At 66.1% G+C, this 11,601-nt stretch carries 11 protein-coding genes; 4 read left to right on the forward strand and 7 right to left on the reverse strand.

Annotation, left to right across the window (positions count from 1 at the left end; translation table 11 throughout):
* Positions 1-2: 2 nt before the first annotated feature.
* A complete protein-coding gene (locus ArtHe_RS09060) occupies positions 3-995 on the reverse strand; it encodes a helix-turn-helix domain-containing protein (RefSeq protein ID WP_248316494.1) in 993 nt (330 codons plus the stop codon).
* 81 nt (positions 996-1,076) lie between these two features.
* Between ArtHe_RS09060 and ArtHe_RS09065 the strand changes: the two genes are divergently transcribed.
* From ArtHe_RS09065 to hrpA, 3 genes are all read left to right on the forward strand, one after another.
* On the forward strand, positions 1,077-1,277 hold the full coding sequence (locus tag ArtHe_RS09065; protein ID WP_248316496.1) for a hypothetical protein: 201 nt from the start codon (positions 1,077-1,079) through the stop codon (positions 1,275-1,277).
* Between the two features lie 168 nt (positions 1,278-1,445).
* Positions 1,446-2,426: a WYL domain-containing protein gene (locus ArtHe_RS09070; protein ID WP_248316497.1), complete on the forward strand. Its 981-nt coding sequence runs from the start codon at positions 1,446-1,448 to the stop codon at positions 2,424-2,426.
* A 13-nt stretch (positions 2,427-2,439) separates the two neighbouring features.
* The gene (gene hrpA, locus ArtHe_RS09075) at positions 2,440-6,351 is read left to right on the forward strand and encodes an ATP-dependent RNA helicase HrpA (RefSeq protein WP_248316499.1); all 3,912 of its coding nucleotides are present in this window, start codon (positions 2,440-2,442) and stop codon (positions 6,349-6,351) included.
* 34 nt (positions 6,352-6,385) lie between these two features.
* On the opposite strand, the gene ArtHe_RS09080 is transcribed toward hrpA, so the two are convergent.
* The 3 genes from ArtHe_RS09080 to ArtHe_RS09090 form a co-directional block, all read right to left on the reverse strand.
* Positions 6,386-6,814: an HIT family protein gene (locus ArtHe_RS09080; RefSeq protein WP_066295507.1), complete on the reverse strand. Its 429-nt coding sequence runs from the start codon at positions 6,812-6,814 to the stop codon at positions 6,386-6,388.
* A 94-nt stretch (positions 6,815-6,908) separates the two neighbouring features.
* The gene (locus ArtHe_RS09085; protein ID WP_248316501.1) at positions 6,909-7,748 is read right to left on the reverse strand and encodes a sulfurtransferase; all 840 of its coding nucleotides are present in this window, start codon (positions 7,746-7,748) and stop codon (positions 6,909-6,911) included.
* On the reverse strand, positions 7,745-8,404 hold the full coding sequence (locus tag ArtHe_RS09090) for an MBL fold metallo-hydrolase (protein ID WP_248316503.1): 660 nt from the start codon (positions 8,402-8,404) through the stop codon (positions 7,745-7,747). The genes ArtHe_RS09085 and ArtHe_RS09090 overlap by 4 nt, the downstream gene beginning before the upstream one ends.
* Before the next feature lie 107 nt (positions 8,405-8,511).
* Here ArtHe_RS09090 and ArtHe_RS09095 point away from each other — a divergent pair, with 107 nt between their 5' ends.
* Complete coding sequence (locus ArtHe_RS09095; protein WP_248316505.1) at positions 8,512-8,943, forward strand: Fur family transcriptional regulator; 432 nt, start codon at positions 8,512-8,514, stop codon at positions 8,941-8,943.
* On the opposite strand, the gene ArtHe_RS09100 is transcribed toward ArtHe_RS09095, so the two are convergent.
* Genes ArtHe_RS09100 through ArtHe_RS09110 form a run of 3 tightly spaced genes read right to left on the reverse strand, consistent with a single transcriptional unit; the run spans position 8,940 to position 11,480 of the window.
* Positions 8,940-9,824, reverse strand: a complete 885-nt coding sequence (locus tag ArtHe_RS09100) for a metal ABC transporter permease (protein WP_248316507.1) — start codon at positions 9,822-9,824, stop codon at positions 8,940-8,942. The genes ArtHe_RS09095 and ArtHe_RS09100 overlap by 4 nt on opposite strands.
* Positions 9,811-10,590: an ATP-binding cassette domain-containing protein gene (locus ArtHe_RS09105; protein ID WP_066296914.1), complete on the reverse strand. Its 780-nt coding sequence runs from the start codon at positions 10,588-10,590 to the stop codon at positions 9,811-9,813. The genes ArtHe_RS09100 and ArtHe_RS09105 overlap by 14 nt, the downstream gene beginning before the upstream one ends.
* Before the next feature lie 32 nt (positions 10,591-10,622).
* A complete protein-coding gene (locus tag ArtHe_RS09110; protein WP_248316509.1) occupies positions 10,623-11,480 on the reverse strand; it encodes a zinc ABC transporter substrate-binding protein in 858 nt (285 codons plus the stop codon).
* Positions 11,481-11,601: the final 121 nt, after the last annotated feature.

Raw genomic sequence — 11,601 nt, forward strand, 5'->3', positions numbered from 1 at the left:
GGTCAGCTGGCGGTCTTGGCGGGACGGCCCGCCGCAGCAGCGCCCCGGAACGCCCGCCGGTAAGCTGCGGGGCTGATGCCGACGTCGCGGTTGAAGTGGTGCCGCAGCAGGACGGCCTGCCCGAATCCGACGGCCCGGGCCACTTCCTCAATGGTCAGCTCGGATTCTTCCAGCAGTTCCTGGGCCCGGAGTACCCGCTGCGTGTTGATCCAGGCGGACGGAGTGGTCCCCGTCTCGGATTTGAACCGGCGCGCGAAGGTCCGTTCGGACATGTGTGCCCGGTCGGCGAGCGCGGTCACGGAATGGTCCTCTTCCAGGTGGGAGTTGATCCACACGAGGACTTCTTCCAAGGTGTCGCAGCCGGTGATCGACATTGGCCGGTCGACGTACTGCGCCTGGCCTCCGTCCCGGTGGGGAGGCACCACCATGTCCCGTGCGATGGCGGCTGCAGTTTTGGCACCGAGTTCCTGACGGATCAGGTGCAGGGCAGCGTCGATTCCGGCTGCTGTTCCGGCACTGGTGATCACGGTGCCGTCCTGGACGTAAAGCACGTTCTCATCGACGATCACCTCGGGATAGGCGCCTGCAAGCTCCTCCGAGTACCTCCAGTGGGTGGTTGCCTTGCGCCCGTCCAGGATGCCGGCTTCGGCCAGGGCGAAGGCTCCGGTGCAGACAGACATCACCCAGGCCCCGCGCCGCAGGCTTTCGCGCAGCAGCTCAAGTACGGCTTCCGGCATCCGGCGGGCCTCCGTGCTGCCAAACGGTGCCATAACCACCAGATCCGCATCCCTGGCAGCGTCCAGGCCATGCGCGACGTCGATGGTGAACCCAGCCGCGGTCCGCACCGGTCCGGGATCGGGGGTCACAACAGTGAGTTCGAAGCAGGGAATCCCGGTTCCGCGGTCTGAGCGGTCGATGCCGAAGATCTCTCCCAGCAGGCCGAGTTCGAAGATTCCGACGCTGTCCAGTGTGATGACTGCCACAGATTTGAGCATGTCCCAAGTATGGCAGCTTTTTGTTGGTCATGGTCATTTCTGCCACTCATATTTTCCTGCGTCCGGGACCAGCCTTGAGGTATGGAAATCTTCTTGATCAGCTTCGCAGCCGCCCTCCTCCTCATCAGCATCGCCGCAGTCGTCCACAGCATCCGCAACGACGGACGCGGCCATCTCCCACCGGTCCATTCCGGCCGCCCCTGGCACGGCAACGCGCTCTGGGATGTGAAGGACCCGCGGGACCTCTACCTCGACCAGCCGTACCAGCCGCGGTTCCGTTAATGCGCCTATTGCGCCGGATAGTCTCCGGACGTTCCGGCTGCGTTCCACCCCGGCACCCATCGCCATTGGCCGGGGTGCCGCACACCTGACCAGCCGCGCTCCCCCGAGGCAGCGCCCGTTTAGCTAATCAGGACAGCTTCTGTCCGCATATCGGAGTAGCTTGATTGCATGCTTGAAACATCCGCCAGGCTGCTGCACCTGCTCTCGCTGCTCCAGCTGCGCCGCGAGTGGACCGGTGCGGCGCTCGCAGACCGCATGGCCGTCACCGAACGGACGGTACGCCGGGATATCGGCAAGCTGCGCACTCTGGGCTACCCCATCTCGGCCTCCCCGGGCATCGCAGGGGGCTATCAGCTGGGCGCCGGCGCCCAGCTGCCTCCGCTGCTGCTCGACGACGAGGAAGCCCTTGCCGTCGCCCTGGGCCTGACCGCTGTTGCCTCCGGGCCGGTTTCGGGTATCGGTGAAGCGTCGATCCGGGCACTGGTGAAGCTGGAACAGGTCCTGCCCGGCCGCCTGCGGCCAAAGTTCTCCGCTCTGCGCCAGTCTGTCAGCGTGCTGGCGGGGCCGGCTGCCACCGTCTCAGCGGTGAATCCGGATATCCTCACCGCGTTCTCCACGGCAATTTCCGAGCGGCGGGTCTCTGCCTTCCGCTACCAGGCTTTCGAAGCCGCCGAAGGCCGCCGGATTGTTGAACCCTACAAGCTGGTCAGCACCGGCCGGCGGTGGTACCTGGTTGCCTGGGATGCGGACCGCCAGGACTGGCGGACCTTCCGGGTGGACCGGTGCCAGTCCATCCCGGTGCCCCGCGAACGGTTCGTGCCGCGGCCGCTGCCGGCCCGGGACCTCGTTGCCTACGTCCAGGACGCGATCACACGCAGCCCCTACCGGTACGACGTCGTCCTGCGGATCGCGGCACCGCTGGGCGCGGTTGCCGAACAGGTACCCGCGGAAGTCGCTGTCCTCGAAGCCGACGGCCCCGGCCACACGATGCTGCGAAGCGGCTGGGATTCGCTGGACCTCCCGCTGATCCGGATGGCTGCCCTAGGCATCGAGTTTGAAATCCTGGAACCGGAGGAGATGCGCCAGCGGGCCCGGGAAGCCGCGGGGCGCCTGGCCAGGGCCGCCGGGCAGGCACCGCCAACCCACTAGACTGGTGCCAACTATGGCACTGACAATCTCCTACCCCGAACAGCTTCCCGTCTCGGAACGCCGTGAAGACATCATGGCGGCCATTGCGGCCAATCAGGTGACCGTGATTGCCGGCGCCACCGGCTCCGGCAAAACCACTCAGATCCCCAAGATGTGCCTGGAGCTGGGGCTTGCCGAGAACGGAATGATCGGCCACACCCAGCCCCGCCGGCTCGCGGCCCGCACCGTTGCGGAGCGCATCGCCGAGGAGCTCGACGTCGAGATCGGCGCTGAGGTGGGCTTCCAGGTCCGGTTCACCGGGCAGGTCAGCCGCGGTACCAAGGTCAAGGTGATGACCGACGGTATCCTGCTTGCCGAAATCCAGCATGACCGGAAGCTGAAGAAGTACAGCACGATCATCATCGACGAGGCGCACGAACGCAGCCTCAACATCGACTTCATCCTGGGCTACCTCAAGCGGCTGCTGCCCGAGCGTCCCGACCTGAAGATCATCATCACCTCCGCGACGATCGACCCGGAACGCTTTGCCCGGCATTTCGCCGCTCCCGACGGCACACCGGCTCCCGTCATCGAGGTCTCCGGCCGCACGTTCCCGGTGGAAATCCGCTACCGTCCGCTGAACCAGCCCGCCCTCGGATCCCTGGACGCGGACGATGACGAACTTGAGGAGGACCGGGATCCCCTCGACGCGGTCTGCGGTGCGGTCGACGAACTTTCCCGCGAAGCTCCCGGCGACATCCTGATCTTCTTCTCCGGCGAACGGGAGATCCGCGACGCCGCCGATGCTCTGCGCGGCACGCTGCAGCGCAATCCGCGGCTGGCCAACGCGGAAATCCTGCCGCTTTTTGCCCGGCTGTCCCTGGCCGAGCAGCACCGGGTGTTCTCCCCCGGGAAGCAGCGCCGGATCGTGCTGGCCACGAACGTTGCCGAAACCTCCCTCACCGTACCGGGCATCAAGTACGTCATTGACACCGGCACCGCCCGGATCTCGAGGTACTCCCACCGCACCAAAGTCCAGCGCCTGCCCATCGAGCGGATCTCCCAGGCCTCGGCAAACCAGCGTTCCGGGCGCTGCGGCCGTGTTTCGGACGGTATCGCCATCCGCCTGTATTCGGAGGAAGACTTCGAAGCGCGTCCCGAGTTCACCGACCCGGAAATCCTGCGGACCAACCTGGCCGCCGTGATCCTGCAGATGGCAGCCATGGGCGTGGCGCAGGGCCCCAAGGATGTGTCGGACTTCCCGTTCGTCCAGCCGCCGGATCCCAAGGCCGTGAACGACGGCGCTTTGCTGCTGCGTGAGCTGGGTGCCCTGGAACCCAAGGGCGGGATCACCGCCGTCGGACGCAAGCTGGCCCAGCTGCCCGTTGATCCCCGGCTCGGCCGCATGATCGTGGAAGCCGGTGCCCGCAACTGCACCCGTGAAGTCATGGTCCTGGCCGCTGCCCTCACCATTCAGGATCCGCGGGAACGTCCGTCGAAGGACGATCCGGCCCGGGCCCAGAAAGCGGCCGAACTGCATAAGCGGTTCGTGGATGAGAATTCGGACTTTACGGGGTTCCTTAACCTCTGGCGCTACGTCCAGGAGAAGCAGAAAGAGCTCTCCTCCTCCCAGTTCCGGAAGCTGTGCAAAAACGAGTTCCTGAACTTCCTGCGCATCCGGGAGTGGCAGGACCTGTTCGCCCAGCTCCGGCAGCTTGCCAAGCCGCTGGGCATCACCCTCGCCCCCGGAGAAGTCGATCCGGTGGGCCGCGAAAAAGACGTGCATATCAGTCTGCTCGCGGGCCTGCTGAGCCACATCGGCCTTTACGATCAGCGCAAGCGGGAATATGCCGGGGCGCGCGGCACCCGGTTCGCGGTGTTCCCGGGATCTGCCCTGTTCAAGAAGTCGCCGGACTGGGTGATGGCCGCGGAACTTGTGGAGACCTCCCGGCTCTGGGCGCGCATCGCAGCCAGGTTCGATCCGCTGTGGGTGGAGGAAGTCGCACCGCACCTGATCAAACGCACGTACAGCGAACCCCACTGGTCCAAGCGCAACGGTTCGGTCATGGCGTACGAGAAGGTCACGCTCTACGGTGTGCCCGTGATTCCGAGGCGGAGCGTGAACTACGGGCGCATCGATCCGGTGCTGTCCCGCGAAATGTTCATCCGGCATGCCCTGGTGGAAGGCGACTGGCGCACGCACCACAAGTTCTTCCACCGCAACCGGGCCCTGCTCGCGGAGCTGGAAGAACTCGAAACCCGCGTCCGCCGCCGCGGCCTGCGGGTTGATGATGAGACGCTCTTCGAGTTCTACGACGAACGGGTGGGGACCGACGTCGTTTCGGAACGGCATTTCGACAAGTGGTGGAAGCACGCCCGCCACGAAAACCCGGGGCTGCTGGATTTTGATCCTGATGCCCTGCGCACCGACGATGCCGCGGACCTGGATGAGAACGACTTCCCGAAAGCCTTCCGGTTCGGGGATTTTGACCTGCCGCTGTCCTACGAGTTCACCCCCGGGGTTCCGGGAGCGAACGACGGCGTCACGGTCCAGGTCCCGGTGCTGTTCCTGAACCAGCTGGATCCTGAGCCGTTCCGCTGGCAGATTCCAGGTCTGCGGGCCGAGCTGATTACCGCGCTGATCAAGTCCCTGCCCAAGGCCGTGCGGAAGAACTTCATTCCGGCACCGGACGTGGCACGGGCAGCTGCTGCTGCCCTGGCTGCCGACTTCGATCCGGCGTCGGACCCCCTGGAACCGTCCCTGGAACTGGCGCTGCGCCGGCTCAAGGGCCACATCATTCCGCCCGGGTCCTGGAACTGGGAAGCGGTGCCGGAACACCTGCGCATGAGTTTTTCGGTCGTTGACTCCGCCGGACGGATCCTGGACGAGGGCAAGGACCTGGCAGCTCTGCAGGAGTCCCTCGCACCGGCCAACCGCCGGGCGATCGCGGAATCCCTCGGAGCAACTCCGGGCACCGTCAAACCTGCCGGCAAGCCTGCACGGGGAAAACCCGGCACAACCTCCGGCCAAGCGGCGGCCGTTCCGGCCTCCTCCAACGGGGGCCCGCCGTCGTTCCGGGAACAATCCGGGCTGACCGAGTGGACCTTCGGCACCATCGAGCGGCAGGTCGCCCGGGAGGTGGCAGGGCACACCGTCACCGGTTATCCCGCCCTGGTGGATGAGGGCGCCAGTGTGGGCCTGCGGGTGTTCCAGAACGTGCCGGAGCAGGAAGCCGCCATGCGGGCCGGCGTCATCCGCCTGCTGGCACTGCGGGTCCCCAGCCCGGCGAAATATGTGCTGGAGCACCTGAGCAATGCCGAGAAGCTGACCTTCAGCCAGAACCCGCACGGGAGCGTAGCCGCACTGATCCAGGACTGCACGCTCGCGGCGATCGACAAGCTGACGCCGGAAAAGCTGCCCTGGTCGCGGGAAGAGTTCGATGCGCTCTACGAGAGCGTGCGGGCAGATCTGATAGACACGGTGTTCACCGTGACGGCCATCGTGGAAAAGGTGCTCTCCAGCACCCGGCGGATCCAGAAGCAGCTCAAGGGCACCACGTCCCTGGCCTTGATTTCGGCCCTGAACGACATCCGGGCCCAGCTCGAGCAGCTGGTCTATCCCGGGTTCGTGGCCCGCACCGGCTACGCCCAGCTGGCCCAGCTGCCGCGCTACCTTGCCGGGATTGAGCGCCGGCTGGAGAAACTGCCGACCAATATCCAGCGTGATTCACTGAACATGGCAGTGGTCCAGGGCCTGGAGGATGACTACGACGACGCCGTCGCGGCCCTGCTGCCCGGCGCCGGCACTCCCCCCGCCCTCACCGAGGTCCGCTGGATGATCGAGGAGCTGCGGATCAGCTTCTTTGCCCAGGAACTGGGAACGGCCCGGTCCGTTTCGGAGAAACGGATCCGGACCGCGCTGAACCAGGCGCTGGCCCCGGCGTAGGCCGCCGGAGCCGGCAGAGGGCCCGGGGACCTGGCTACGCTTCAGGCACGAACTCGGCGTGCCCGGCGGCACGCAGGCCGCCGCGCAGTTTCTCCGCGTTGGCTGCCATCCGCTCCGGGTCGGGGTTCGTGTCCGCCCGGCTGAAGTCGAAGTCCTGCAGCGAGTTGGCCGGCCACACGTGGAGATGCAGGTGTTCCACCTCGAAGCCGGCGATGGTCAGTCCCGCCCGCTCGGAGCCGAAGACCTCCACCTGGACCTTGCCGATCTCCTGCGCCACGGCGGTCAGCTTTGCCAGCAGGTCTGCCGGAGCGTCCGTCCATTTGTCGACCTCCCGGCGCGGCACCACCAGGGTGTGTCCATCCGCGAGGGGGCCGATGCTGAGGAAGGCAACGACGTCGTCGTCCTTCCACACGAAGCGGCCCGGGATCTCACCCTCGATGATTTTGGTGAATAGTGTGCTCATGCGTTCTCCTCGGTGAAAGCTGCTGGCGGCCTGGCCGCTGCGCTGCACATGCAGCGGCGGCGGGACGGGACGGCCGGTAATCATGGCTTTGACGCTACCCGTCTGCCCCGCCGGTTGCCACCGGCGCTCCGGGGGTGGATGACCACTCGGACCACGAGCCCGGATACAGCGCGGCGTCGAAACCCGCAATTGCCAGGGCAGCCACTTCGGCTGCCGCGAACACACCGGAGCCGCAGTAGGCGGCAACCGGCTTGGTGCCGTCGACGCCGGCCGCTTCGAACCGGTCCCGGAGCACGCGCGCATCGGCGAACCGCCCGTTCCCCTCCAGGTTCCCGGCCGCCGGTACGTTGACTGCTCCGGGGATATGCCCGGCCCGGGGATCGATGGGTTCGTGTTCTCCACGGAAGCGTTCAGGCGCCCGGGCATCGATCAACACCCCCGAAGAGGCCAGCCCGCCGGCAGTTTCCCTGTCCGCCACCGGCATATGACCCCATGACAAGGAGGCAGTACCCGGTGCCGGGATCTCGTCGCCCTCCACAAGCCTGCCGCCGGCTTCCTGCCAGGCGCGCAGCCCGCCGTCGAGCAGCCTGACCTCCGGGAAGCCGGCGTGGCGCAGCAGCCACCAGGCACGGGCGGCAGAGCCTCCTCCGGCCGCATCGTAGGCAACCACCAGGTCGCCGTCGTTGATGCCCCAGCGGCGGGCCGACGCCGTGAAGTCCTCCGGAGCCGGCAGCGGGTGCCGCCCACCGGATCCGGGCGGGGCGGAGAGCTCAGTATCCAGGTTCACGAAGGCTGCTCCGGGCAGGTGGGCGGCCAGGTACTGCCGGTGCCCGTCCGTGCGGCCCAGCTCCCACCGCACGTCCAAGAGCCGCACGGGCTGGTTCGCCGCCAGGAGCTCCTGCAGCTCCCCGGCACTGATCAGCACTCCGCTCATACGTCCACCACATCGCCGGAGGCCAGCCGCACATACCGGGTGCCGTACATTTTGCCGAACCGTTCCAGGTGCTTCTCCACAATCCCGCGGCCGTTGCCGTTCAGGAGGGCGTCGTGGATGGGGTACGCCGTTTCGGCGCCGCAGCTGATCAGGAAGTCGATGACTTCCCCGACCTTCGACCAGGGGGCATGGATCGGCAGCAGGAGGGTGGTTGCCCTGAGTCCGTTCGGAACGGTGAAGGAATCTCCCGGATGGTAGATGCTGCCCTCGATCAGGTATGCCAGGTTCCGCACCATGGGGATCAGCGGATGAATCAGGGCATGCTGCCCGCCAAACGAGCGGACTCCGATTCCGGCGATCTCAAACGAGGTGTCCGGTTCGACGTCGTGAATGCGGGTGCGCACATCCTCCGGCACTTCCTCCCGCAGTGCCCCGGCCAGGCCCGCCGGAGCATACAGCGCCAGCCCGGACCTTCCCGCCAGGATGGGCAGTACCCGCTCCCGGTCGATGTGGTCAGCGTGTTCATGGGTCACCAGGATCGCATCGGCACCTGCCAGCGCTTCCTCCACCTCCGAAAAATTCCCCGGGTCAATGACCAGCACAGCGCCGTTCTTCTCGAACCGGACGCAGGAGTGGGCATACTTCGTCATTTTCATACGGTCACGATACTCCCGCAGCACAGGGCGGCGGAGGGACCGGGGAAGCGCATCGCTGATAATCTGGGGAGAACCCGATCCACCCGAAGCAGCCGCAGGAGGCTCCCATGTCAGCGCAGCCATCGCCATCACGGCGGACGGCCGAGCCACGGGTCACCCGCCAGCGTCTCGCGGTGGGCCGCACCCTGGACTCACTGGAAGACTTTGTGAGCACGCAGGAGCTCCACCGCCTGCTGCAGGACCGCGGCGAGCAGGTGTCCCTGGCCACGACCTACCGGATTCTGCAGTCCATGGCGGACGAGGAAGAGGTGGATGTGCTGCGCGGCGCTGACGGCGAGGTCCTGTACCGGCGCTGCGAGGCCGCCCACCATCACCACCACCTGGTCTGCCGGAACTGCGGGAAAGCGGTGGAAATCGAAGCTCCAGCTGTCGAAAGCTGGGCGGCACGGCTCGGCAAGGAACACGGTTTTACCGAAGTGGCCCACACAGTTGAGGTTTTTGGGCTCTGCCCGGAGTGCTCCGCCAGCCGCGGCTCCTAGCCCGCTGACGCTGCGGGGATGTTTGCGCTGAACTTCCGGCTGCGCCCGCGCACCCTCATGATGATCCGGCAGACCAGGTAAATCGCGAAGGAAATCGTGGTCACATAGGGACTGATCGGAATCCGTCCGCCGAGCGCCAGCAGGATCCCGCCCACCGCCGAAACCAGGGCAAAGACCACGCTCAGCGCCACCACCAGCCTCGGCGAGGACGTGACAAGCAGAGCGGCGGCGGCCGGAGTGATCAGCAGCGAGAGCACCAGCAGCGCACCAACCACCTGGATGGACAGCGCCACGGAAAGTCCCAGCAGGAACATAAACACGATGGACAGGGCTCCCACCGGAACCCCGCGGGCTTCTGCCAGGTCCGGATCAGCACTGGCGAAGGTGAGGGGCCGCCACACCACCACCAGGCCGACGACCACCACTGCCGCGCAGATGGCCAGCAGATTCAGCTGGACGCTGTCCACGGCAACGATCTGTCCGGTCAGGAGCCCGAACTTATTGGCCGAGCGTCCTTCGTACAGGGCCAGGAAAAGGATGCCCAGGCCAAGCCCGAAGGGCATGATGACTCCGGTGATCGAGTTGCGGTCCCGGGCACGCAGGCCAAGCACCGCCAGCAGCAGAGCGGCAGTAATCGAACCAACCAGTGACCCCAGGACCACGTTGGCGCCGATGAGCAGGGCCAAAGCGGCGCCGGCGAAGGACAGCTCCGCAATCCCGTGCACCGCGAAGGCCAGGTCCCGCATCATCACGAAGATGCCGATCAGCCCGCCCACCAGTCCGAGGATGGCCGCGGCCCAGAGGGAATTTGTTACCAGCGGCAGCAGCTGCCCGTAATCACTGAAGTCGAAGACGGAGGAAAAGAAATCAGAAAGGTCCATTGTCGCCTTCGCTTTCACCGTGGTGGTGGGTTGTCGCATCAGGGACGCCCAGCACCACGATCCGGCCGTGGCTGCGCAGTACCTCCACGTGGGAGCCGTACATGTCGGAAAGAACGTCGGAACGCAGGACTTCGGCCGGCGTTCCGGTCCGGAACTGCCCGCCGGCCAGGTACAGGACACGGTCCACGTAATCGATGATGGGATTAATTTCGTGGGTCACAAACACCACGGCGGCGTCCTGGACGTGGCAGCGCTCATCGATGAGCGCACTGATGGCCTTCTGGTTGTGCAGGTCCAGGGAAAGCAGAGGTTCATCGCACAGCAGCAGGTCCGGATCGGTCGCCAGCGCCTGGGCAGCCCGCAGCCGCTGCAGTTCACCGCCGGAAAGCGTACCGACCGGCTCGTCCGCATAAGCGGTGGCACCGACCTGGGCCAGCAGTTCGTCGACCCGTCTGCGGACCGGTGCCCGCCGCAGCCGCAGCCCCCACTTGTCGCCGTCAACCCCCATGCCCACCAGGTCCCGGGCACGCAGCGGGGTACCCGGGCTGAAGGACTTCTGCTGCGGGATGTAGCCGATGTCGCTGCTTCCGCGCTCGATCTTCCGTCCGTTGACGGTCACCGACCCCGAACTGAGCGGCTGCAGGCCAAGGAGCACCTTCAGGAGCGTGGTCTTGCCGGTGCCGTTTGGGCCCAGGACGGCCAGGAATTCCCCGGCATGAATATCCAGGTCGAGTCCCTGCCAGAGCGTCCGGTCGCCGAACGCCATGGAGGCGCCGCGGAGCTGGACGACCGGGCGGTTCACTGCAGGACGCCCTCAAGGGCATCGATGTTCAGGCTCATCCAGCCGAGGTAGTCCTCACCTTCCGGGAGGGTTTCAGAGAAGTCGACCACGGGGATGCCCGCGGATTCGGCAGTGTTCCGGATGGCTTCGGTCTGGGAGGTGGAGGTCTGCCCGTTGTAGGCCAGGAAGGCGATGACGCCGGAGGTCAACAGGTCCTGCATCTCCTTCAGTGCCGCAGGCGGTACGTCGGATCCTTCCTCCACAGCCTGGGTGAAGTCCTCGGGGGTATCGTTGTGCAGCCCGGCATCCTCCAGGAGGTAAGCCGGAACGGGTTCGGTCATGGCGACGCCGCGCCCATCGGCTGCAGGCCGAAGTGCCTCCAGCCTGCTTTCCAGTTCGCTGATTCCCGCCGTGAAAGCCGCTGCGTTATCCCGGAAGGACGCCTCATTGGCCGGATCCAGTTCGGCCAGGCGCTGCGCCGCCGCCTCAGCCAGCAGACCCATGGCGGCCGGGTCATACCAGACGTGCTCGTTGAATTCTCCGTGCGAGTGTCCGGCGTGGTCATGGGATGAATCCGCTTCGGATTCCTCATCAGAGTGGGTGTGACCGGATTCCGTATCCAGACCGGAAATCTCCACGGCATTCAGCACGTCCTCGGCGGGCAGCCCTTCATCTTTGACCAGGCTCTCCATAAAACTGTCGTACCCGCCGCCGTTCAGGACGACCAGGCTGGCGTTGGAGACGGCGAGCTTATCCCTGGCGGTGGCCTCATAGGAATGCGGGTCCTGGGACGGCCGGTTGATGATGGACTCAACGCTGATGTGCTCTCCGCCCACGGATTCCAGGATGCTGCCGTAGACATCGGTGGAGGCCACCGCCCGGATGGTTCCATCGTCCGCACTGCTGCTTTCCCCGTTCCCCCCGCCGTCCGTGGAGCATGCGCTCAGTGCCAGGCCAGCAGCAAGGAGGCAACCGGTGAGTCGAATGGGCAGACGG

Origin of the sequence: Arthrobacter sp. Helios (assembly GCF_023167125.1) — a bacterium.
GTDB classification, from domain to species: Bacteria; Actinomycetota; Actinomycetes; order Actinomycetales; family Micrococcaceae; genus Arthrobacter_B; species Arthrobacter_B luteolus.